Raw genomic sequence first — 23,756 nt, 5'->3', positions numbered from 1 at the left:
TTTGGGGCGCAAAGGTAAGCAAAAGTGGCCCAATTAAAGATATTTCATTTTAACCTGATAAGCGCCAGCCGGGGTCAAAATTTTTTTAGTCATTCGTTTGAGGCCGCCTGCATTGCATTTCAGCGGCTATGCGCAGACTATTTTCATCTCCTTTTTCTTTCAGATTGGCGATGACATTAAAGTAGTCTTTATCCTTTTTATTGGCACTCAGTTTATAATTTGCATTAATATCTCTCACTTCAATTTCGAAACCTACGATGGCTTTAAAGTTATTAGCATAAGTTTTCTCATCTATATCTGTAATGCTGACAGGGCACTTAGAAGCGGCTTCGTAATGTGTTACGAGTTCATCGAGATTTTGGTGCAGCTCTTCATCTGTCAGTATCCTGGCTTTGCCATGCACGTGAACGGCCATATAGTTCCAGGTAGGAATTCTTTCTTTTTCATACCAGGACGAAGAGATGTACGCATGTGGCGCGGAGAATACGACGAGGGTATCCTGCCTGCCGAAGTACTGCCATTGGGGATTAGCCCTGGCTACGTGGCCCTGCAGCACATATTTGCCATCGGGCTTTTGCTTGAGCACCAGCGGCAGGTGCGATGCCTGTGGCACATTATTTTCGTCCGTATCCACGACCAGCGCAAAGCTGAATTCGCGCATAAATGCTTCGATCTTGTTCCAGTCGGTTTCCTGATTCAATTTGGCGGTGAGCATACAATTGGGATTGGTCAGTAAAATACAAAAAAAATATGCAGGCGCTTCGCTGTCTGGCGGATTACCTGCATATTTTTTTATGTGAGGGATGTAGTTATACTACTACGTCCACTATTTTGGTAGGTGCGATGTTGGCGTTCCGCATGGCGATGCTGCGGGCGGTGGCGCCGGCAATATCCAGGAATGCCTTGCGGGTCACCTTATCTTCGGAGGCCATGATAGGGGTACCGTAGTCGCCCCCTTCGCGGATGCTCTGCACCAGCGGGATCTGGCCGAGGAAAGGCACATCCATTTCTTCAGCGAGGCGGCGGCCGCCGTCTTTACCGAAGATGTAATATTTATTTTCTGGCAGTTCAGCAGGTGTGAAGTACGCCATGTTTTCCACGAGGCCGAGGATAGGCACATTGATTTGTTTGCCCATGAACATGGCCATACCTTTTTTGGCGTCGGCAAGGGCAACGTCCTGCGGAGTGGTCACGATTACGGCGCCGGTGACAGGTACGGTTTGTACCAGCGTCAGGTGAATATCGCCGGTGCCGGGAGGCATATCGATTACGAGGTAATCCAGCTCGCCCCAGTGTACATCCGTTACAAACTGGCGTAAGGCGCTGCTGGCCATAGGTCCGCGCCAGACTACCGCTTCCCGCTCTTCGATCAGCAGGCCGATGGACATGAATTTGATACCGAATTTTTCCATCGGTTCAATCATGCCTTTACCGTCTACGCTGACCATCATCGGGCGTTCGCCGCGGGCGCCGAACATAATGGGCACGGAAGGACCATAGATATCTGCATCCATGAGGCCTACCTTAGCGCCATCCAGGCCAAGGGCCAGGGCGAGGTTGGCCGCCACGGTGGATTTACCTACGCCGCCTTTGCCGGAGGCTACCACGATGATATTTTTAACGCCGGGAAGCGCACCGTTGCCAGTGCGTTTGCTGCTCACATTGGCAGTCATTACCACTTCCACTTCAGCTTCTTTATTTACCAGCATGTGAATGGCATTCACACATGCACTGCGGATCAGCTCCTTCAAAGGACAGGCTGGAGTCGTTAGCACAACAGTAAATTTCACCTTATTCCCGTCTATCTCTATATCTTTCACCATATTCAACGTTACCAGGTCTTTCCCCAGATCCGGCTCTTCAACGTTGCTCAGGGCTTGTAAAATCTGCTCTTTAGTCATCATAAATTGTTGTTAAATTAGATTCCAGGGGGCAAAGTTAACCCAATTGGGGCTTAATTTACAACTCTGATTTACTTCTCCGTAACTCGCAGGAAGTACGATTATAACACTTAAAATAATTTCTATATCTTAGAGCGACAATGGAGCAGAAAAGATCCTACATACTGTCACTTTTGATTATTTTCCTTTTATCTCCTGTACTCCTGAGAGCGCAGATCACGGAATTTAAAGACAGCATTATACAGATTTCGGGTATCACGATGACGGCGGACAGCCTGAAGGCGATTCCTGCCGTGAGTATTATGGTACGCGGCCAGGGCCGTGGTACGATCTCCAACAAACAGGGGGTATTTTCCATCGTGGTATTCAAGGGCGATACCCTTACCTTTTCCGCCGTAGGCTTTAAGAAACAGCACTATAAGGTACCCGTCAACCTGCCGGGCAATGCGTACTCCATGATCCAGCTGATGGTGGAGGATACCATGTACCTGCCGGCGACCATCATCCGGCCTTATCTTACCAAAGAAGAATTTGAACGTGCCTTTGCTACTATGGACATCCCGGACGATGCCTATGAGCGCGCACGCAAAAATACCGAGGCGCATCACCTGCGCGCACTGGCCCGCATTACGCCGGTAGACGGCCGCGAAGCCACCAACATGTACATGCGGCGCCAGGCCCAGTCGCTCTACTACGCCGGCCAGCCGCCTCCCCAGAATATCTTTAACCCGCTGTCGTGGGCGCAGTTTATACAGGCGTGGAAGCGCGGGGATTTTAAAAGGAAAGAGGATTAAGAGGAGGACCCCATAAATTGCATCTCATCCTATAAACGAATAAACGTTTCATACACCATGCAAAAAATCGCAGTCATCGGCGCAGGTACTATGGGAAATGGTATTGCGCACGTATTTGCTCAAAACGGTTTTAAAGTAAATCTGATCGACGTGGCCGATGCGGCCCTGCAAAAAGCTTTGCAGACCATTGGTAAAAACCTGGACAGGCAGGTCAGCAAAGGCACTGTCACCGAAGCCCAAAAGGCTGACACCCTGGCCAACATCAGCACTTTCACCTCTATCGAACAGGGTGTACAAAACGTGGACCTGGTAGTGGAAGCTGCGACTGAAAATGTACAGCTGAAACTGAAAATCTTCCAGGAACTTGATCAGTTTGCACCTGCCGGCGCTATCCTGGCCACCAACACCTCTTCCATCTCCATCACCAAAATTGCCGCTGCCACCAAACGCCCCGGTAAAGTGATCGGTATGCACTTCATGAACCCGGTGCCGGTAATGAAACTGGTGGAAATCATCAATGGCTACGCCACTGAAAAAGAAGTATCCGCCACCATCGTTACCCTCTCCGAAAAATTAGGAAAGGTACCCTGCGTGGTAAACGATTACCCGGGCTTTATTGCCAACCGCATTCTCATGCCGATGATCAACGAAGCCATCTACTCCCTGTACGAAGGCGTGGCCGGCGTAAATGAAATTGACACGGTGATGAAGCTGGGTATGGCGCACCCGATGGGGCCTTTACAGCTGGCGGATTTCATTGGCCTGGATGTATGCCTCTCCATCCTGAATGTATTGCACGACGGCTTTGGCAACCCGAAATATGCCCCCTGCCCGCTGCTGGTCAACATGGTGACAGCCGGTTACCTGGGCGCAAAAAGCGGCGAAGGATTTTATAAGTACACCCCGGGCAGTAAGGACCTGGTGGTGAGCGACCGCTTCTCCCGGTAAATTTATTATATTCGAATGCGAACGGCGACTGTACCAAAACCGGACAGTTACCGTTCGCTTTTTTATGCTATTATGTTGATTATCAGCATGCCTTAACTCTGGCATCCCGTTAGTATCCTCGCTCACATCCAACTCTTGTTTATGATCAACAACTATATTAAGGTAGCATACCGGAATATGCGCAACAACAAAGGGTTTAGCGCTATCAATATCCTGGGACTGGCAACGGGGCTTGCCATAGCGATGATCATCGGGCTGTGGGCCTACCATGAAGTGTCCTATGATAGCCAGGTGCCTGATAAGGAGCGGGTGTTCCAGGTAAAAAGGAACTTCAACAGCAACGGGGAAATACTCACCTTCAACGCCGTATCCCTGAAGCTGGCCACTACGCTGAAATCCGACATGCCGGAGATCGAATACCTGGCAGAATCTGACTGGATGGGATTTCACAACCTCAAAGCGGGAGAACGAAAGGTGGTACTGGACGGCGCGCATGTGGGCGACGAATTCCTGCACATCTTCCAGTACCCGATGATCCGCGGCGATATCAACTCCGCCGTTAAAGACCCCTACAGCATTATACTTACCGAAACGGCTGCACGCGCGCTTTTTGGCGATGCCGACCCCATGGGAAAAACTGTCCGTATTGACAATACCGACGACCTAACGGTAACGGGCATACTAAAAGACCTTCCTGAAAATTCCACCTTCCGGTTCACCTACCTGCTGACCCTGCGCCGGATGGAACAGGCCTACGATTATGTGAAAGAAGCCCGCAAAAGCGGCTTCGGGGACAACGGCTTCCAGCTGTTCGTAAAGCTCAGGGCCGGCGTGGACCCGCAGCAGTTTTCCGCCAAAATAAAGAACATCGAAAAAAAAGAAACTACCTCTACGAATGCGATGAACTCAGAGGTGATATTACAACCGCTGGAACGCTGGCACCTTTACAGGAAATATGAGAAGGGAGTAGATTCCGGCGGCCTGATCGACAATGTGCGCACCGCCTCCATCGTAGGCTTACTGGTACTGCTGATCGCCTGCATCAACTTCATTAACCTCTCCACCGCCAGGTCCGCCAAACGCGCCAAGGAAGTAGGTATCCGCAAAGCGGTAGGCGCTGAAAGAAAGCTCCTCATCTTCCAGTTCCTGGTGGAATCTTTTATCACCACCGGCATTGCTGCCATCATTGCCTGCGTAATGACAGCGCTGGCCCTGCCGCTGTTTAACCGCATGGCGGCTACTACGGTGAGGATCCCCTATACCGCTCCCCTGCTCTACGTCATCCTGCTGCTGGCAGTAGTGGTGGTGAGCGTGATTGCCGGCGCAAGGCCTGCCTTCATCCTCTCCTCCTTCCGCCCGGTGAAGATCCTGAAAGGTTTACGGATAGGAAAATCCAGCAGCAACTCCAGGAGGGCGCTGGTGATTGCGCAATTCACCTGCTCCATTGCGTTGATCATCGCTACCATCGTTATCCACAACCAGGTGGATTATGCCCGCAACAGGTCCGTAGGTTACGATAAAGACCTGTTGATACAAGCCCCACTGCCAAAAGAAGTGGCAGCGCACTACGATGCCTTCGGCCATCAGCTCATACAATCCGGCGCGGTCACCAACCTCACCGCCGCCTCCTCTCCCATAACAGCCATTTATAGCCATAACGACCTCGATGCATTCCCCGGTAAGCTGCCGGGCGAAACCGTAGAGATGGCGAACTTCTTCGTGTACAATAATTATTTCAAGACGGTAGGCATGAAGGTCGTTGCCGGGCGCGACTTCCGGGATGTTGCTACCGACAGCCTCTCCGTTATCCTGAACGAAGCGGCTATAAAACGCCTGCGCCTGAAAGACCCATTGAACCAGACTATTTCCTGGGCGGGCCGGCGGTTCGCTATTGTCGGCGTGGTGAGTGACGCGCTGATGGAGTCCCCGTACGCCAGGCCAGAGCCAAGCATGTTTATACCGATCACTACGGAAAAAAGCTGGGGCATCTTTCGTTTAGCCGCTAACGTGAATCCGCATACCGCCGTGCAGGAGATTGAAAAAGCCTTTGCGGCATTCAGCCCTGAGAGCGCCTTCTCCTATAAGTTTACAGATGATGAATACAATTTAAAATTCCGGCAGGAAGTGCTGATCGGCCGCTTGTCCACTCTCTTTACCGGCCTCGCCATATTCATTTCCTGCCTGGGGCTGCTGGGCCTGGCTGCGTTTACCGCGGAGCAGCGCACTAAGGAAATAGGCATCCGTAAAGCGCTCGGCGCTTCTGTGGCGCAGATATGGGCCATGCTCTCGAAAGACTTTGTATTGCTGGTGATGGCAAGCGCGCTGCTGGCGTCGCCGCTGGCATTTTACTTTGTACGCCGGTGGTTACAACAGTTTGATTACCGGGTGGACATTAGTGTGTCCGTCTTTATCATAGCGGCCGTCAGCGCTTTGGTGGTGACTTTGTTTACGATAAGTTACCAGGCGATCAAGGCAGCGCTGATGAATCCGGTGAAGAGTTTGAGGTCAGAGTGAGGGCTAGCTTATTTCACCGGCCGCACCTCCAACCCGCGAATATCCTGCAACCGCAACAAACAAAGCTCTTCTGTGCTTTTGGGTACACCAATATCCATCGTGCAGAAGAGCTGCATCTCCTGGGACAGTACGGTCACATTGTGTTGCTTTACCACTGTCATCACCTCGTTCATGATCGTATAATCAAAGCTAAGGTGGTAGCGCTTTTCCACATTTTTCTGGATCACCGGCACCAGTTGCAGCACCATGGCCGTACTCATTTTATAAGCATTGATCAGGCCAGGCACGCCGAGTAAGGTACCACCGAAATAGCGGACCACAATCACCAGTACATCTGTCAGCTGTTTGGAATCAATTTGGCCCAGGATGGGTTTGCCGGCACTGCCGGAAGGTTCCCCATCGTCGTTGGCGCGGAACTGCAATCCATCCGTACCAAGGCGGTAGGCATAACAATGGTGGGTAGCTTTGGGGTGTTCCTTTTTAACTTCGTTCAGGCAATTTTTTACATCGTCCGTTGTTTTAACCGGGAAGGCGAAAGCAAGAAACTTGCTGCCCCTGTCCTTAAATTCTGCTACTGCACTTTTATCTATAGTAAAATAAACCTCCATCAATAAAATTTAGAAAAACCAAAAAATTACATCCCGCCGGCGTGGCGATGATAGATATCCACGCGGTCCGTGCCAATGACGCTGGATGCTGCCAGCAGGGCATTGGTGAGTACGGGCGCTGCTTTGCCGCCTTTGAGCGTGCCGTTGCCGGTAATGATGCGGCATTCGTCCCAGAGGTCCATTTCAATAAACTGTTCCAGCACGTGCGGACCTCCTTCCACCAGCACGCTGGTGATATTTTTATGATAGAGCTGTTCCAGGAGTTGCGGCAGCAGGTCGTCATAGAAGTCCAGCTGCATGATTTCGGAGCGGCCTTCCGTATCGCCCGTGCGGCCTGAAATAAAAATAGTAGGCACGCTGCCGTCCCAGACATGGTATTCGTGCGGTACTTTCAGCGCCTTATCGATCACCAGGCGCACCGGGTCTTTCCCTGGCCAGAGGCGGGTATTGAGCTTGGGATTATCGTGGATGGCCGTACCGGTGCCCACGAGGATGCTCATCTCTTCGCTGCGCCAGCGGTGTACGAGCCGGTCCGTATAGGTGTTGGATATCCGGACCGGTTTGCCATCATCCGCCGCCATGAGGGCGTTGCGGGTTTGGGCCCATTTGAGAATAACGTAGGGTTTTTTCTTTTCATGGAAATTGAAGAAACGGCGGTTCAGGTAGCGGCATTCCTGTTCCAGCACGCCGGTGGTAACGGCTATGCCGGCGTTTTTCAGCTTCTCTATTCCTTTCCCGGCCACCTTGGAAAAGGTATCCTGGCAACCTATGACTACGCGGGGGATGCGGTGGGCGACGATCAGGTCAGCGCAGGGAGGCGTTTTACCATGGTGGGCGCAGGGTTCCAGGCTAACGTACATGGTGGACTGCCCGATGAGGTCTTTATCCTCCGGGGCCACGCTGTTGATGCAGTTCACTTCAGCGTGGGCCTGCCCGTATTGCTGATGGTACCCTTCCCCTATGATGCGTTGCTGATGCACCAGTACCGCCCCTACCATCGGGTTGGGCGCAGCATGACCTGCTCCCATAGCCGCCAGCTCCAGGCATCGCCGCATAAAAAATTCATTGAAAGTGCTATCCATAATCCCCAGCGTTATAAGTATGTTTGCAAAAATATTGTTTTTAGCATTGACTATACAATCGGCTTTCACATTTATTACCGGCGCCCTGGGCGATATTTACGATGCGCGGGAGGCCGCCAGCATTGCGCACATGGTGCTGGAACACATCACCGGACTTGGTAAGCTGGACAGGATAGTCCATAAAGAACGTACGTTGACCCCGGAGCAGCACGATGCCTTAAAACATGCCATAGCGGCTTTACAGCGACTGGAACCCATCCAGTACATCACCGGCTCCGCCTGGTTTTACGGGCTGGAGTTCAAGGTCACCCCGGCAGTACTTATTCCCCGGCCGGAAACGGAGGAACTGGTGGAATGGGTGGTCAAAGATGCAGCCGGCAAAAGCAACCTGCACATCCTGGACATTGGCGCCGGCAGCGGATGCATCCCGATTGCCGTGAAATCGGCCCTGCCGGCCGCCACGGTGAGCGGGGCGGATGTGAGCCCGGAGGCGCTGGAAGTGGCCCGCACCAACAGCAGGGAATTGAAGCTGGAGGTCAGCTTTTTTGAGCTGGATGCCTTAAACCCGCAGCAGATGCAGGCCCTGGACAAGTACGACATCATCATCAGTAACCCGCCGTATATCACGCAGAAAGAGCAGGCAGAGATGCAGCAGCAGGTATGGGGCTTTGAGCCTTCGCTGGCTTTGTTTGTGCCGGATAACGATGCCTTGCTGTTTTACCGCCATATCGCCGTTACGGCCCTGGAAAAGTTGAACAGGGGTGGGTTTTTATATTTTGAGATCAATGAGGCCTTTGGGAAAGAGGTAGTGGCCTTATTGCAGGGGCTCGGATTTGAAGGGGTCGAACTCAAACAGGACTTCTTTGGGAAAGATCGTATGATAAAAGCAGGGATCGCGGGATAACCGCGACCCCATGCCGGTTTATTTCTTGGCTGTTGCCAGCACTACTTTTGCGCCTATTGAACGGGCAATTTCCATCACGCTTACCACATCTTCGATCGGAACGGTTTTCTCGGCATTAATCACCACCGTAGGGTCTACGGATTCATGCGAGAGCGCCGGCGCCAACGTTTGCTGCAGGGCTTCGAAGGGTACTTTGTTGGTACCTACGAAAAACTCATGATTGCTGTTAATGCTCACCACCACCGTTTGCTTAGCTTTGGTATTGCTGGTAGCTTTGGGCAGGGCCAGTTTGATGACATTCGGATTGGCCAGTGTGGAAACGATCAGGAAGAACAGCAGCAGGATGAACAGGATATCGTTCAGTGCCGACTTGTCCATTTCCACGTGCTTCCGGTTGCGACTGCGTAGATTCATATCCGTTATTTTAGCGGGTAGGTTCCTGCAGAATGTCGATGAACTCTGCGGAAGCGGTCTCCATTTTATTTACAACTTTATCTATCTGGGCGTTCAGGAAGCTATATCCGATGAAGGAGATGATACCGATGATCAGCCCTGTGGCGGACGTAATCATTTTCACGTAGATACCTCCTGCAATAGTTCCCAGGGTAATATCGGAAGTAATGGAGATATTGAAGAAGGTCTGGATCATACCGGCGATGGTGCCAAGGAAGCCGAACATCGGGGCGATACCGGCGATGATGGACAGTATCACGAGGTTCTTTTCCATGCGGTACACTTCCAGTTTCCCGACATTTTCCATGGATTTCTCAATATTTTCAATTGGTTTACCGATACGCTGGATGCCTTTATCGATCATGCGTGCGATAGGACTGTTGGTATTTTTCGCCAGGGAGCGGGCAGCCTGCACATTGCCGTTCATGATCTGGTCACGGATCATGGGCATAAAGTTGTCTTCGATCTTACCGGCTTTGGAGATGGTCAGCCATCTTTCCACGAATACGAAAACCGCGATCAGGGAGAGCAATCCCAGGGGAATCATCAGCACACCACCATTCTTCAGCAATTCCAGCAGGCTAATATGTTTATCTGCTGCCTGGGCAGCCGCATTCACGCCCTGCGCTACTGTATCTGCTTTGGGAAGCAATAAAGAATCCTGTAATAACGTGATAAGTCCTAACAACATGTTTTGATTTTAAACTAATAACGGTTAAAATAGTAAATAATTACAAATTATGCCTTTTCTTCCCAAAGCTGTGCCAGATATACAATTGTCTGAACGGCTTTTTGCATATCCTGGATGCTTACGTACTCATGTTTGCTGTGGAGGGCCATTTCGCCGGTGAAAATATTCGGGCATGGCAGTCCCATAAAGGATAAACGGGCGCCGTCCGTACCGCCACGGATGCTCATTTTCAGCGGCTGCACGCCTGCGCGGCGGATGGCTTCAGCAGCATAGGCAGTTACTTCAGGGTGCTTATCCAGCACCTCTTTCATGTTACGGTATTGTTCTTTGACCCTTAAAACGCCTTTTGCGCCGGGATATTTTGCCAATACTTTTTCCATGATGCGGCGCAGGTAGGCTTCGTGGAGTTCCAGGGCGTTGGTTTCGAAGTCCCTGATAATGAAGTCGATTTCCGCCTGTTCTACGGTACCGCTTATACGAACCGGGTGAATGAAACCTTCGCGGTCGTCCGTGGTTTCCGGGGAAAGGCTGTCTTTCGGTAACGCATCAACGATTTCGCTGACGATTTTGATAGCGCTGATCAGTTTATTCTTGGCGGCTCCCGGGTGGGCGCTCACGCCGTCGATAACGATTTTTGCGCCGTCGGCGGAGAAGTTCTCATCTTCCAGCGATCCCAGTTCGCCCCCGTCCATGGTGTATCCGAAGTCGGCCGCCAGTTTTTTCATATCCAGTTTTTCCACCCCGCGGCCTACTTCTTCATCCGGCGTAAAGAGGATGCGGATAGCGCCGTGTTTTACTTCCGGGTGGGTCATGAGGAAGTGGGCGGCGTCCATGATTTCGGCCACGCCGGCTTTATCATCCGCGCCGAGGAGGGTCAGGCCGCTGGCGGTGATGATATCATCGCCCTTCTTGCTGGCCAGGTAAGGGTGTTCGCTGGCGCGGATGATCACGGAAGGATCGTCCGGCAGCTGTATATCTTTACCGTCGTAGTTGCGGTGTACCAGCGGTTTTACGTTGGCGCCGCTGCTGTCAGGCGAGGTATCCACGTGGCTGCAGAAGCAGATCACGGGCACTTTTTTATCGGTATTGGCGGGAATGGTAGCGAATACATAACCATGTTCATCCAGCTCTGCGTCGGTAATGCCCATTGCTTTTAATTCTTCCACCAGCAGGCGGCTCAGGTCCTTCTGTTTTTCGGTAGTAGGAAAGCTGCTGCTCAGGGGATCGGACTGCGTGTCTATCTGTACGTAACGCTTAAAGCGTTCATCTACGGTGTAGTTATAGTTTGTAAACATTATGCAAACGTAAGGAAAAATCGGTCATACCCTTATGCCGCCAGTGTAATTTTGGGATTCGCTACCTTTGGGTATGGACGGTCAGGAAAGAAATAACAGCATTTGCCCGCGCTGCGGGAAACCGTTGGTTTGCGAGCCGGAAAACATTCACCAGTGCTGGTGTACGGCGGTGCGCCTCAGTGGGGAGGAGCGGGTATATATCGGGGAGCGGTATGAGGGCTGCCTGTGCAGGGAGTGCCTGGAGGCGTTGAAGGAGGAGGTGAGGCGGGAAGGAGAATAGCCGCAGGGCTTACCGGGTGTTGAAGGAGGAAGCGAGGCGGGAAAGAGAATAGCCCAGGGGCTACCGGGAGTTGATGAGAGAAGATCAAACCTGTTGATGCGCACGTCCCCGGGAACAACAAGCGCCTGATCCCGGCACGTTACAAAAAAAGGGCTGCTCCTAAAGAAACAGCCCTTCAAAGCACTTCATATACTGATTATACGATTTCAACCAGTTCCAGATCGAAGATCAGGTCTTCGCCAGCCAGCGGGTGGTTACCATCCAATGTAATAGTATCCGCACCTACCGCTACTACGCGTACAGGAATCACCTGACCCTCAGGGCCGCTCATCTGCAGCTGCATACCCACTTCCGGGTTCAGATCAGCCGGGATGTTGGCTTTAGGGAAATCGATGATGAACTCAGGTGATTTCTGACCATAAGCCTGATCAACAGGGATCTCTATGGTTTTCTTGTCACCCACTTTCATATCCAGCACACCATTGTCAAAACCTTTGATAACCATACCAGAGCCTACCTTGAACTCCAATGGGGCTCTTCCTTCTGAAGAATCGAAGGTTGTACCGTTAGTTAAACGGCCGTGGTAGTGCACTCTAATTGTATCCCCGTTTTTAACAGCTTGCATAATAAAAAATTGTTTAGTGTTAATAGAATATACCCGCAAGGTAAGCAAAGCATCCGGAATCACCATTTTTTTATGCTATATTCCGGTCATGAAAAGGATTATTTTATTTGCTTTGCTGGCCATGGCGCTGATTCCGGCTGTACAGGCCCAGTATAGTGAAGTTACTACCGGGGCAGACCGTATTTCAGAATGGGCGCCAAAACTGAAAGGTAAACGTGTGGCACTGCTCGTAAACCAAACCGCCACCATAGGTAATACACATTTGGTGGACAGCTTGTTGAAACTGAAGGTAAATATCCGCAAAATTTTCAGCCCTGAGCACGGTTTCAGGGGTACGGCGGATGCCGGTGAAAAGGTAGCGAGCGGCAAGGATGCCGCTACCGGACTGCAAATCGTGTCCTTATACGGCGCGCACAGAAAAGCCACCGCAGCGGACCTGGCAGATGTGGATATCGTGATTTTTGATATCCAGGACGTAGGTGCACGTTTCTATACCTACATTTCCTCCCTGCAGGAAATCATGGAATCCGTGGCCGAGAACCATAAAAAACTCCTCATCCTGGACCGCCCCAACCCTAACGGGGATTATGTGGACGGCCCTATCCTGGACACCGCCTACCGCTCCTTCATAGGCATGCAGCCCATTCCGGTGGTACACGGCATGACGGTGGGCGAATATGCGCGTTTCCTGAACGGCGAGAAGTTGCTGAAAGGCCGCGTAAAAGCTGATATCGAAGTGATCGCCTGCAAGCGCTATACACATAAAACGTATTATGCCCTGCCGGTACCGCCATCTCCCAATATCCCCAATATGAAAGCGGTAAACCTCTACCCTTCCGTATGCTTTTTTGAAGGCACCACTTTGAGCCTGGGACGCGGCACCGACAAGCCATTCCAGGTCTATGGCGGCCCGAAACAACCCAATACAGGCTTCTCTTTCACCCCGTGCAGCACGCCGGGCGCTAAAAACCCTCCGCTGAAGGATACGCTTTGCTACGGGGAAGACCTATCCAACGCCCCGGAAACGGTACCCGCGCCAGGCCGCAGGCTGGAGTTGAAATGGATCATCAAAGCCTATAACGAAGCGCCGGATAAGAGCAGGTTCTTTACCTCCTTCTTCAACAAACTGGCCGGCAACAATATTTTGGTGCAGCAGATCAAATCCGGCATGAGCGAAGCCGAGATCCGCAAGACCTGGGAGCCTGGCCTGGCCAAATTCCGCGCTACCCGCGCCAAATACCTGTTGTATGCAGAATAGGCGGCAAAACTTTACTTTTGCATCATGGCTAAAGATCTGAGAATAATTTTCATGGGCACGCCCGACTTTGCCGTGGCGTCGCTGGATATACTGGTAAAGAACGGATTTAATGTAGTGGGCGTGATCACAGCGCCGGACAAGCCCGCTGGCCGCGGCTTGCAGCTGCAGGAAAGCGCCGTAAAGAAATACGCGGTGGCCAATAACCTGAAAGTCCTGCAGCCGGAGAAGCTGAAAAACCCTGCCTTTATTGAAGAATTGCGCGCTCTTAAAGCGGACCTGCAAGTGGTGGTAGCCTTCCGTATGCTGCCGGAACTGGTATGGGACATGCCGCAGGAAGGCACCATTAACGTACATGCGTCCCTGTTACCGCAGTACCGCGGCGCCGCTCCTATCAACTGGGCCATCATCAACGGCGAGAAAGTAAGCGGCGTCACCACCTTCAAACTGCAACACGAAATCGATACCGGCGATATCCTCTACAGCCAGGAAGTGCCTATCCGAGAAGATGAAACCGCCGGCGAACTGCATGACGCCCTCATGCACACCGGTGCGGAACTGCTGCTGAAAACCGTGAAATCCATCGCTGACGGCACTGCCAAAGGCACCCCGCAGAAAGACGTAGCGCCGGCTGATATCAAACATGCGCCTAAAATTTTTAAGGATACCTGTAAGCTGGACTGGCAAAAACCCATTGACCAGGTGTATAACCTCATGCGCGGCCTCAGTCCTTACCCCGCCGCATGGACTACCTTCCAATCCAAAACGCTGAAGATTTACAAAGCGCATAAAGAGCTTACCCCACCAACGGTTGCCCCCGGCGAGTTTGAAACAGACCAGAAAACTTACCTGAAGATCGCTGCTGCGGACGGGTGGCTGGTGCTGGATGAGATTCAGCTGGAAGGGAAGAAGAGAATGGGAGTAGTGGAATTTTTGAGGGGGTATAGGTTTTAATTTTTTTTAGGGGGAGAAAGAAAATGCCGATGCGTATTAGTGCATCGGCATTTTTTTATGAGTAGCGGATGAGAATGCCGTTGTCAACGGTTCTTGCGATAAGCAATATAGGATCATTACCCCCGGAAATGGTGCTATCATTTTTTTGAGTTACTTATTTGCAGGGATTCCAAGGGTGTTTTGGCCAGGATTTCATTCCATTTTGACAGTAAACATGGTTTGCGCTTTGAATTCCCCTAAGGTGCTAAGTCCGCGGACGGTGCAGATGAAGTTGCCGGGGAGGTCGTTGGTGTAGAAGGTTACCTCTGCTTCTCCGTTGTCGTCGGTGACGATGAGAGGTGACCAGAAGACGGTGGTGGATTTGAAAGACTCGGGACTTGATATGGAAACAGAATCAAGACCAATATATGGCTCGGGGAGCTGAATCAACCTGACTTCTTTACTTCTTTTGGTTGTTACGCCATTGCATCCAATGTACTTAACAGTTGTCATACCTCCTGTGCGCCCATCAGGTGATAACATTTTGTAATAATATTGCCCTTTAATTGCGGGAGTGTGAGGATTACTGCATCCACAATTTATAATGCGGTTTGTGCATACCATCGTTTCACATCCTGTGTCTACTACTAGAGACGAGTACCTGTGATCGCTTAAATTCTTACCCAAAATCTTAACCTCTTTCAGCTGTTTGCTATTTTCAGCAAGAAACTTTGAATCCACAACTTCTTTGGGCATTTGCGTTAACACAGGTTGCATAATTAATCCCGGTAGCCTGGCAATCAAGTTATTTAAACGATCTTCATCATGCGGCAGCATAATTCTCATATCATTGTAAGCTATATTCCCTATTGGGCTGAAATACGCGATGGTGGTATCATTACCAAGGAACTCCTGAAAACTTAATTCAAATTCTCCATTAGCGGCGGTCTCTATTATTTTCATTCTACCATTATGATTATAAACCAACTTTTGCCTTTTCTTAACCGGTTTTCCGAATAACTGAACGACACCTTTATTGGGAAACCATAATCCACTCAGTTTATTATCAATTTGAGTTCGAATGGTATCTTCCAAAAAAAGACTATTATTATCATTGTAATTATCAACAATTATAGGAACTACCCGATCTCTGGCACAGCTAAAAGAGAATATTCCTTTTAGTGGGTTATTCAGGGAATCCCGGATTTTCAGCCGACAAGTCACCTTAGATCTTCTATTGTAATTCAGGGAATCACACAGCAGCTTTGTATGAAGTTTTACAGTTGAATTAGGTTGAGATTTTGTTTGTTCATAAGCAACATGACGCAATGGGATATTTACAGAAATGGCTTGAATAAATGGTTTCTCAGATGGATCTCTTGTCAGATTATTTGTATATCCCAGCAGGATAAGCTCCTTACCACCAGCAGAATCTGGTATCTCAAACGAACCAGACGAACATCCGTACTCGATGACATAACGGGAAGAGTTAATTACAGATTTATCTTTAGAGTTAATTAACGACAAGTATAGAACACGATAAGATACGGCAGTGTCAGCCACAGTTGCTTTAGTTAGAATTGCACTAAACCAAATTTTTTCCCCTACAGCGTACACTAACTTATCCGTATAAATCTTTAGTCCTGGGTCCGACAATTGCCATCCTGCTGCATTGATTATTTGAGGGAATAGCATTCCGAAAACTGCAATAAGAAATCTCATGAGGAATCATATGGACGTTTGAAAAATCTGCAATGGAACTCTGAGTCAGAGTTCATAACGTAACACTTCAAAAAAAGTTCATTTTCCTGATTCCACCAAATTATAATTTGATTATCAACTATATACGATAATCACATTTTCAATATAATAACTTTAGTTTTAACCAATAAAAAAATGTAGGGATATACAATTCGAAGATCCTGAATTACTTCATTATTAAATTTCTTGAGTACAAGGAAACTATACACGTATCTGTTTTCATTTACAGCATAAGCATCGATTACTATTGAATCACGGTTTACATCGGCCTGAGCAGAAGTTCTCGCCCTGGAATAAATGTACATATAACTATTGCTGATATCAGCCCGATAATTGATGGATTGTGTGGACGTATTTTTCCTACGAGTACCTTTCATATCTGGCTTACCAAGATCAACCTGCGCGAAAGAAACAGTATCAATTGTATTAACTGCTTTAGAGGCTTTTCCTTCTTTATCGAATAATAAGAAAGAGTTACGATAAAAATATACATAGGCAGATAAATGCATCCTCTCATCATACAATAAGATACCATCACGACTCAATGCGGACAATCCCCTAGTTGTTAATGCACTGGTTTCTTTAAGCGTATGACCAAGTTTGTAATAGCCTAATTGAAATCCCTTATCAGTTGATACTCTAAGCCAAAAAGCAGAATCAGCAGCAGCACCGGCAACATCGAAACTTAGGCTAATTGTATCTGTATGAATTGGCTGAGACGAGGTCAACATTCCGGATTGAACCAGGCGCTTTCTCCCATTAATAAAAATATAAAAGGGATAATTTACATAGGCTAATTGTCCTCGCTCAAATGATGCACGTATAGGCAAAGTTTTACCAATCACAGAAAACCCCTTATCAATCGCTATTGTCAATAATTCTAAAGGGGCCTTTTCGTTCCCTAACCATATTGAGTTCTCGTCTTTACCAGCGAAATAATAAACACCGGCAGGGTCTAAATCCTTCCTCAACAATTCTTTAGGGGGAGTCACAAAATTTCTTTGAAATTGGCCCTGCCGGGATCTTTGCGCTTTGTTTAAATAAAAATAAATAGAGTATGATAAGAAAATACTCAGAAATATTACCGTCAATATGAGCACTTTTTTCTTCATACTCCCTTTCTTTTAATATATACGTTTGGCGTAATAGGCAGATCCATAGTCAAAAGTGCAATACTCATATACATCGAATGCCGCATAGCCAGAAATCGTACAAGTTTCTCCAAATGCCCAGTGGTCACAGTCGTACCCCCAATCATAATACCCCCAGTCGCACCAATATTGTACAGGGCTGGCCTTGTAATAACCAATATATGGTATGGCCCCACTCCCACTTTTTGCAACGCCAGTCGCCGCAACCATTCCAAATACGGCGAATACAATAATCACAGCAAAAAATTTAAATTGTTTCATAACAAAAGATTTAGATAGTTAAAAAACATCACTTCTATACAACAATACTCCAATCATTGCAAGCACTATTAATCCCATATTAAACCATATATGTGCCTCCCACGAAAGCATTTCCAGAATCCCACCACATGCACACGGAATATCTTCCGTGAGAACTAGAATACTCCCGATGTATAACGTGAACAATACCATAATTCCAAAGCTGCCGTAAAGCCCCAGCAACTTAGTACGATTAAAAAACAGCAAAGCGCAAATCAATAGTTCAAACGATGGAATAACTATTGAAAATTGCATACTGTAAGCAGATAATATCTCTGATTGACCTAATTGTGATAGAAACTTTTGATAATCACCCAGCTTACTCAAGGAAGCATATACGAATACCAGGATGAACAGCAAAGCAATACAGTCAACAATTAACGAACGATTTTTGGTAGATATTAACATTGGCATTAGGACAGTTTTATTACTTACATCAGCTCTCAACTAAACCACAGGGATAACATTACTCATATAGGTCGACAAATTTCCGGGCTTCTACCACAAAATTAATCCCGCCCAATCCACCTGCTAACGCAGCCATCACCTTCACATCCCCAACACTTTACACCTCCAACTTATCTTCCGCCACAAAAAAAGGACTGCCTTAAAAAGACAGTCCTTTCCCATTTCAATATCAAAAAAATTACTTCTCGTAACTCAGCTCACAATAAAATTTCGATTCCTCACTACCCAGCGCCTGCTGCGCGCCATCGCTCAGCTTCACAATCAATCCGGCATTGGCTTTCATCTGAGGAATCACATCCAGTACTTTCGCATAAATAGACTTCCCATTCAGCGGGTTGGTAACTTTCAGAATAGTACCACGTGGCGCCGTGTTGTGCAGTGCATAGTATTTACCTACTGCGTTACTCTTAAACCAGGTACCAGGGCCTTTTTCTGAAGTAGCTTTCCTACCGTTATTGGTTTGCTGGTTATACACTTCCTCAAAATTATCGCCGGTAGCTACAGGCGCTGGCCTTGGCGCAGGCGGCGCAGTAGTGATAGGCGCTTCCGCTATCTGCTCCGGCTGCTGCTGCTCCTGCACAGGACGTGATTCTGTCTTCTTACCGCCGTCTTTCGTTGGAGATGGTAACGCCGGTTGCTCCGCTACCGGTTCTCTCTCCGTAGCTGTTTGCTCTTCAACCGCAGGCGCCGGCGCAGGCTTCTTAGGCGCTTGCGCCACCGCAGGAGCGCCGCTGCCACCGGTAGTAAGATACCCGATGATCAGGTAGCTGTCCTTCTTCAATCCATCCCCGCTGAAATTATTCCACTGACGGATGTTATCCAGCGGCACCTTGTTAAAGTTCACACTCACCCGGTATAAAGTTTCCTTTTCCGTCACCTTATGATATACCGGCGTGCCGGAAGCATCCGCTTTCTGCGAAAAGTTAGCCGCCGTAAGCGGTATATGCAGTTCATGGCCCAATTGCAAACCCTTGTCCAAAGTAGTATTGTTGGCAGACGCAATTTGTTTCGGCGATACCCCGTAGGCACGGCCAATACTATAAAAGTTTTCGCCTTTCTTTACGGTATGGTTAATATACAGGTCCGGACCATGGCCCTGCGCCTGCAGCATGTCCTGTGCCTTCACGCTTCCTACGCACAAACCTAAGATGGCAATTGAAAAAATCCTTTTTAACATACAACTCTGTTTATACTTTTTCGGGCAATAAAATACTTAATTCCTGGTAATTCACCTGATAAAAACGAAAATTCCACGGCCCGTAGTATGACTACATTCCGCTGATTTCCTTTAATATCCGGAGTTCTTTCGGGTAGTAATTATTCATCCGGTTAGGCAGCATCTTCGCCCATCCCAGATTCATATCTTCGTAACGCATCAGCGCCCATCCCTTCACATCCGTGGTAATCCCCGGATCCTCCTTTCGCAGATAGAGCAATGCTTCCTGTAAACTCAGGTTAACGCCTGGTATGTTGGCCGATACCAATGTGCTGGCCGCAAGCTGGTGATCAGGTATTAATTCCTTCTGTCCTAACTGTCCTGCTTTCACACCTGCCTTGCGAATATACAACTGTTGCTGCAACAATGAAATATCTTTTGCTAAATTTTTTGGCAACACCATCACCTCTTCCTGGTGCAGCAAATATTCATACTGCTCCGGTCCGGCAATCCAGTTAGCCATTTTCCCGGCTTCTTTCGCGGTGAGAAAAGTATTCTTCTGCTCTTTGACCTTCCGCCCCGCTTCCCCGCTCTTCTTCCTGAAACAGCTGATGAAAAATCCTTCCCCTTCCAGCTGATCCGGGTAAAACCTATACCCGGCCCCGTTATATTCCCCGGAAAATGCCGGCACAATATGCCAGCTCTCCTGCAACGGCACGGGAATATTCTCTAACTCGAAATTCCCCAGCAGCCAGTCCATGATCTGCTCATCTTCCTCCCGGGAAAACGAACAGGTCGAGTAAATCAATATCCCTCCTTCCTTCAGCGCCGGCAATACATCCGCCAAAATCCGCTGCTGGCGCTGACTACACAACGCCACATTTTCCAGCGACCACTCCGGGATCAATTCCGGCTCCCGCCTGAACAATCCCGATCCGCTACACGGCGCATCAATCACCATCACATCAAAATACCCCGGCAGGCGGGAAAAATCCCGCGGATCATTATTCGTTACCACCACGTTCGCACTGCCCCATTTGGTGAGGTTATCCGCCAGCACGGCTGCCCGCGGCTTAATCACCTCGTTGGCCACCAGTATGCTGCCCTCGCTGATCAGCGATTGCAACAAGGTCGACTTCCCACCCGGCGCAGCGCATAAATCCAGCACCTTCAGGTCCTGCGTCAAATCCACCAACGCGCGCAACGCCTGCTCCACGAACATCGACGAGGCCTCCTGCACATAATATGCCCCGGCATGAAAAAACGGATCAAAGGTAAAGGAAGGCCGCTGCGGCAAATAATATCCCTGCGCGCTCCATGGCACCCTCGTCACGCCCCCGGCGGACAATGAAGCCAGCACCTGCGCAGCTTTATCGCCACTCAGCTTCGAGGGGTTCAGACGAATACTGGTAATTTTATCGGCAGCCGCATGCACACGCAAAAAGGATTCCCTGTTGAAACCAGGCAATCCTTCCAGCGAATTGATAAGTTCTGATGGTAATGTATTAGACAACGAAATGTTTTTCGCAAATGTAAATAAAACATTTGCGCCACCGCATTTTACACCTGCTTAATTTCCGCTACCAGCTGCTGTAATACCTGCTTGGCATCACCAAACAACATCGAGGTTTTTGGCTGGAAAAAGAGGTCGTTTTCAATCCCGGCATATCCCGGTTTCATACTGCGTTTATTTACGATCACTACTTTGGCATTCTCCACTTCCAATATGGGCATCCCGTAGATCGGGCTCGTGGCGTCTGTTTTAGCAGCCGGATTCACCACATCATTCGCACCCAACACCAGCACGGCGTCCGTTGTGGGCAACTCCGCGTTGGCTTCCTCCATTTCCAGGAGCTTATCATACGATACATCCGCTTCCGCCAGTAAAACATTCATATGCCCCGGCATACGCCCCGCCACCGGATGTATCGCGTACTTCACTTCCACCCCTTTCTCCTCCAGCAGCTTTTCCAGCTCATGACACACATGCTGGGCCTGCGCTACGGCCAGCCCATACCCCGGCACTATCATCACCTTGTTGGCATATGCCAGTACCACGGCCGCATCCGGCAGGGAAATTTCCTTATAGGCGCCCTGCTCCTTACCGGCAGCCGCACCTGCTTTACTGCCGCCAAAAGAGCCGATCAGCACGTTCTTCAACGAACGGTTCATGGCCTTACACATCAGTATCGTCAGTATCGTCCCGGCAGATCCCACGAGGATACCGCCCGTCAGCATCACGGGATTATCGTATAAAAATCCGCCAAAAGCCGCCGCCACACCGGTAAAAGAGTTCAGCAAAGAAATCACTACCGGCATATCCGCGCCGCCTATCGGCAACACAAACAACACCCCGTAGATCAGCGACAATACCAGCACGCCATAGAAGAGCAAACTAAAACCCGTTGCCCGTCCGCCACCATGCGCCCATAACGGGTACACATCGTTCACGTGTATCAGCAGCGCCGCCGCCAGGATCACAATAATCCCCAATACAATCAGGTTCACAATATGCTGGGCCGGAAACGCAAAATCCTTCACACGGCCATTCAGCTTGCCCCAGGCAATTACGCTGCCGGCAAAGGATACAGAGCCAATGATCAGGCCCAGTAAAATAATCAGCAGCGTGCCCCGGTAATCCACGCTAAACATGGATTGTATCAACTCCCGCTGCTCGATAAATTCGCGACTGCTGCTACCCAGCTGCTCCATCATCTCCCCTGCCCGATGCAGGTTCATCATCGCCGCCGCACCCGCAGAACCACTATCTCCCGCAAGATGGCCAAACTCAATGATGGATATCAACGCCGCACAGGCGCCGCCCATCCCGTTAAACATACTCACCATCTCCGGCATGGCCGTCATCTTCACCTTCTTCGCCGCCATCACGCCTATTACCGAGCCAATGAGCAGCCCCGCGAAAATCCAACCGTAATTATGCAGTTTCGCTCCTTCCGATTCATACAAAAAGATGGTGCCCAAAATTGCCAGCGCCATGCCCGCAGCCGCTACCAGGTTGCCTTTGCGGGCAGTATCCGGTTTACTCAACATCTTTAGTCCCAATATGAACGTAACAGAGCCTGTCAGATAGATTATTGAAAGTATGCTGGACATATGGTATAGGTTTTATTTTTTATCCTTCTTGTTTTTAAACATCTCCAGCATCCGGTCCGTCACCACAAAGCCGCCTACCACGTTCACCGTACCCAGTATCACCGCTAAAAACCCCAGTATTAACGCCAGGTAGTTACCGGCTTCCGCCTTGCCCATCACAATGATGGCCCCGATGATCACCACCCCGTGAATGGCATTGGCGCCGCTCATCAACGGCGTGTGCAGTACCGAAGGCACGCGGGAAATCACTTCTATACCCAGGAAAATAGACAGGATCACAACATATATCATCTCTATATGCTGCTGAATGAATACGGAGAGCTGTTCCATGGCTGTTGTTTTTTAGTTGTTCCGGTGGAATGATAAAACAGGAAATAGGCTAACGGCTGATTAGGCAGGCTGCATGAGACTTTTCACCCGCTGGTTTACTATCTCCCCATTATAAGTAATACAGGCGCCTGCTACAATATCATCCTCAAAATTGAGCGCCAGCGCGCCCTCTTTTGTCAAAATTAACTTCAGGAAATTAAAGAGGTTTTTGGCGTACAGCTTACTGGCATCCGCCGGCATAGTAGCGGCCAGGTTGGAATTACCGATGATGGTCACCCCTTTGTAATGCACGGTTTCATTGTTCTTTGTCACTTCCGTATTGCCTCCCGTGGCGGCCGCCAGGTCCACTATCACGGCGCCGGCACGCATGTTATCCAGCATGGCGTTTGTCACCAGCAGGGGCGCCTTCTTCCCGGGAATCTGCGCGGTGGTGATCACAATATCCGCTTTCGCAATACTCTCCGCAATCCGTTGCTGCTGCTTCTGCTGGTAATCGGCCGATTGCTCCACGGCGTATCCGCCGGCGGCAGAGGCATCGGCTGCGCCCTCCACCTCTACGAATTTTGCGCCCAGGCTCATCACCTCTTCCTTTACGGCCGGCCGGGTATCAAACACTTCCACCACAGCGCCCAGCCTGCGCGCGGTAGCAATGGCCTGTAAGCCCGCCACGCCTGCCCCCAGCACCAGCACCTTGGCAGGAGCAATGCTGCCGGCAGCGGTCATAAACATGGGGAAATAACGGCTATAGCTATACGCCGCCAGCAATACCGCCTTGTAACCCGCGATATTGGCCTGCGAACTAAGCACATCCATGCTCTGCGCACGGGTGGTACGGGGAATCGTATCCAGGCTGAAGGTTGTGATATTTCTTGCCGCCCATTGTTCCACGGCGGATAAGTTGTACAGGGGTTGTAAAGTGCCGGCCAGCACCCTGCCGGGCTTAATGGCAGCCAGCGTTTCGGCGTCCGGTGTGTTCACGCAGCAGATCATATCCGCCTGCTCCAGCAGCTGCGACAGCGGCGCTACCTCCGCGCCGGCAGCGGTATAAAGGGAATCCTCGTAAAACGCATGGTCGCCTGCACCTTGCTCCACCCACACGGTTACCGACATCTGTTGCAATTGTTTCACTATTTCGGGGACTAGTGACACACGGGTTTCCCTGTTTTTTTCTTTTAAAATTCCTACAATCATCT

Annotated in this window: 24 protein-coding genes; 7 read left to right on the top strand and 17 right to left on the bottom strand. The window is 49.7% G+C overall.

Translation table 11 applies throughout. The features are described from left to right. Positions 1-85: 85 nt before the first annotated feature. Entirely contained in the window at positions 86-715 is a 630-nt protein-coding gene (locus BOC67_RS23155; RefSeq protein WP_291914181.1) for an FMN-binding negative transcriptional regulator, read from the bottom strand. Between the two features lie 94 nt (positions 716-809). Beyond that, entirely contained in the window at positions 810-1,904 is a 1,095-nt protein-coding gene (locus BOC67_RS23150; protein WP_291914179.1) for an Mrp/NBP35 family ATP-binding protein, read from the bottom strand. Positions 1,905-2,074: 170 nt separating this feature from the next. Between BOC67_RS23150 and BOC67_RS23145 the strand changes: the two genes are divergently transcribed. From BOC67_RS23145 to BOC67_RS23135, 3 genes are all read left to right on the top strand, one after another. Beyond that, positions 2,075-2,695: a carboxypeptidase-like regulatory domain-containing protein gene (locus BOC67_RS23145; protein WP_291914176.1), complete on the top strand. Its 621-nt coding sequence runs from the start codon at positions 2,075-2,077 to the stop codon at positions 2,693-2,695. Between the two features lie 57 nt (positions 2,696-2,752). Next, the gene (locus tag BOC67_RS23140) at positions 2,753-3,643 is read left to right on the top strand and encodes a 3-hydroxybutyryl-CoA dehydrogenase (RefSeq protein WP_291914173.1); all 891 of its coding nucleotides are present in this window, start codon (positions 2,753-2,755) and stop codon (positions 3,641-3,643) included. A gap of 141 nt (positions 3,644-3,784) precedes the next feature. Next, positions 3,785-6,157, top strand: a complete 2,373-nt coding sequence (locus BOC67_RS23135) for an ABC transporter permease (protein ID WP_291914170.1) — start codon at positions 3,785-3,787, stop codon at positions 6,155-6,157. A gap of 8 nt (positions 6,158-6,165) precedes the next feature. Here BOC67_RS23135 and BOC67_RS23130 read toward each other — a convergent pair whose 3' ends face one another. Then, positions 6,166-6,765, bottom strand: a complete 600-nt coding sequence (locus BOC67_RS23130; RefSeq protein ID WP_291914168.1) for a YigZ family protein — start codon at positions 6,763-6,765, stop codon at positions 6,166-6,168. A gap of 26 nt (positions 6,766-6,791) precedes the next feature. Next, entirely contained in the window at positions 6,792-7,847 is a 1,056-nt protein-coding gene (gene ribD / locus BOC67_RS23125; RefSeq protein ID WP_291914166.1) for a bifunctional diaminohydroxyphosphoribosylaminopyrimidine deaminase/5-amino-6-(5-phosphoribosylamino)uracil reductase RibD, read from the bottom strand. Positions 7,848-7,893: 46 nt separating this feature from the next. Here ribD and prmC point away from each other — a divergent pair, with 46 nt between their 5' ends. Further along, on the top strand, positions 7,894-8,751 hold the full coding sequence (gene prmC / locus BOC67_RS23120) for a peptide chain release factor N(5)-glutamine methyltransferase (RefSeq protein WP_291914165.1): 858 nt from the start codon (positions 7,894-7,896) through the stop codon (positions 8,749-8,751). An 18-nt stretch (positions 8,752-8,769) separates the two neighbouring features. Here prmC and BOC67_RS23115 read toward each other — a convergent pair whose 3' ends face one another. Genes BOC67_RS23115 through pepT form a run of 3 tightly spaced genes read right to left on the bottom strand, consistent with a single transcriptional unit; the run spans position 8,770 to position 11,190 of the window. Next, entirely contained in the window at positions 8,770-9,165 is a 396-nt protein-coding gene (locus tag BOC67_RS23115) for a biopolymer transporter ExbD (protein WP_291914163.1), read from the bottom strand. 10 nt (positions 9,166-9,175) lie between these two features. Next, on the bottom strand, positions 9,176-9,895 hold the full coding sequence (locus tag BOC67_RS23110; protein ID WP_073087315.1) for a MotA/TolQ/ExbB proton channel family protein: 720 nt from the start codon (positions 9,893-9,895) through the stop codon (positions 9,176-9,178). A 47-nt stretch (positions 9,896-9,942) separates the two neighbouring features. Next, positions 9,943-11,190 carry a peptidase T gene (gene pepT / locus BOC67_RS23105; protein ID WP_291914159.1) on the bottom strand — a complete coding sequence of 416 codons (1,248 nt, stop codon included), beginning with the start codon at positions 11,188-11,190 and terminating at the stop codon, positions 9,943-9,945. 73 nt (positions 11,191-11,263) lie between these two features. Here pepT and BOC67_RS23100 point away from each other — a divergent pair, with 73 nt between their 5' ends. Beyond that, positions 11,264-11,470 (top strand): cysteine-rich CWC family protein, encoded by a 207-nt coding sequence (locus BOC67_RS23100; RefSeq protein ID WP_291914156.1) that lies wholly within the window; start codon positions 11,264-11,266, stop codon positions 11,468-11,470. 196 nt (positions 11,471-11,666) lie between these two features. On the opposite strand, the gene BOC67_RS23095 is transcribed toward BOC67_RS23100, so the two are convergent. Beyond that, positions 11,667-12,161: a peptidylprolyl isomerase gene (locus BOC67_RS23095; RefSeq protein WP_291914154.1), complete on the bottom strand. Its 495-nt coding sequence runs from the start codon at positions 12,159-12,161 to the stop codon at positions 11,667-11,669. 22 nt (positions 12,162-12,183) lie between these two features. Between BOC67_RS23095 and BOC67_RS23090 the strand changes: the two genes are divergently transcribed. Beyond that, positions 12,184-13,353 carry a DUF1343 domain-containing protein gene (locus BOC67_RS23090; RefSeq protein WP_291914152.1) on the top strand — a complete coding sequence of 390 codons (1,170 nt, stop codon included), beginning with the start codon at positions 12,184-12,186 and terminating at the stop codon, positions 13,351-13,353. A gap of 24 nt (positions 13,354-13,377) precedes the next feature. Next, the gene (gene fmt, locus BOC67_RS23085) at positions 13,378-14,304 is read left to right on the top strand and encodes a methionyl-tRNA formyltransferase (protein WP_291914149.1); all 927 of its coding nucleotides are present in this window, start codon (positions 13,378-13,380) and stop codon (positions 14,302-14,304) included. 192 nt (positions 14,305-14,496) lie between these two features. On the opposite strand, the gene BOC67_RS23080 is transcribed toward fmt, so the two are convergent. From BOC67_RS23080 to BOC67_RS23040, 9 genes are all read right to left on the bottom strand, one after another. Continuing rightward, entirely contained in the window at positions 14,497-16,005 is a 1,509-nt protein-coding gene (locus BOC67_RS23080) for a hypothetical protein (RefSeq protein WP_291914145.1), read from the bottom strand. Between the two features lie 131 nt (positions 16,006-16,136). Beyond that, positions 16,137-17,156, bottom strand: a complete 1,020-nt coding sequence (locus tag BOC67_RS23075) for a hypothetical protein (RefSeq protein ID WP_291914142.1) — start codon at positions 17,154-17,156, stop codon at positions 16,137-16,139. Positions 17,157-17,168: 12 nt separating this feature from the next. After that, positions 17,169-17,456, bottom strand: a complete 288-nt coding sequence (locus BOC67_RS23070) for a hypothetical protein (protein WP_291914140.1) — start codon at positions 17,454-17,456, stop codon at positions 17,169-17,171. Between the two features lie 18 nt (positions 17,457-17,474). Beyond that, a complete protein-coding gene (locus BOC67_RS23065) occupies positions 17,475-17,909 on the bottom strand; it encodes a MauE/DoxX family redox-associated membrane protein (RefSeq protein ID WP_291914138.1) in 435 nt (144 codons plus the stop codon). A gap of 232 nt (positions 17,910-18,141) precedes the next feature. Next, complete coding sequence (locus BOC67_RS23060; RefSeq protein WP_291914136.1) at positions 18,142-19,140, bottom strand: LysM peptidoglycan-binding domain-containing protein; 999 nt, start codon at positions 19,138-19,140, stop codon at positions 18,142-18,144. 91 nt (positions 19,141-19,231) lie between these two features. Further along, the gene (locus BOC67_RS23055) at positions 19,232-20,632 is read right to left on the bottom strand and encodes an RNA methyltransferase (RefSeq protein WP_291914134.1); all 1,401 of its coding nucleotides are present in this window, start codon (positions 20,630-20,632) and stop codon (positions 19,232-19,234) included. Positions 20,633-20,679: 47 nt separating this feature from the next. After that, positions 20,680-22,233, bottom strand: a complete 1,554-nt coding sequence (locus BOC67_RS23050; protein ID WP_291914132.1) for an NAD(P)(+) transhydrogenase (Re/Si-specific) subunit beta — start codon at positions 22,231-22,233, stop codon at positions 20,680-20,682. Between the two features lie 12 nt (positions 22,234-22,245). Next, positions 22,246-22,563, bottom strand: coding sequence for an NAD(P) transhydrogenase subunit alpha (locus BOC67_RS23045; protein WP_291914130.1), 318 nt, complete (start codon positions 22,561-22,563; stop codon positions 22,246-22,248). 60 nt (positions 22,564-22,623) lie between these two features. Further along, positions 22,624-23,754, bottom strand: coding sequence for a Re/Si-specific NAD(P)(+) transhydrogenase subunit alpha (locus BOC67_RS23040; protein WP_291914128.1), 1,131 nt, complete (start codon positions 23,752-23,754; stop codon positions 22,624-22,626). Positions 23,755-23,756 lie beyond the last annotated feature (2 nt).

Origin of the sequence: Chitinophaga sp. CB10, assembly GCA_001870995.2 — a bacterium.
Lineage (GTDB): Bacteria > Bacteroidota > Bacteroidia > Chitinophagales > Chitinophagaceae > Chitinophaga.
This window is presented reverse-complemented; position numbering and strand designations above follow the sequence as displayed.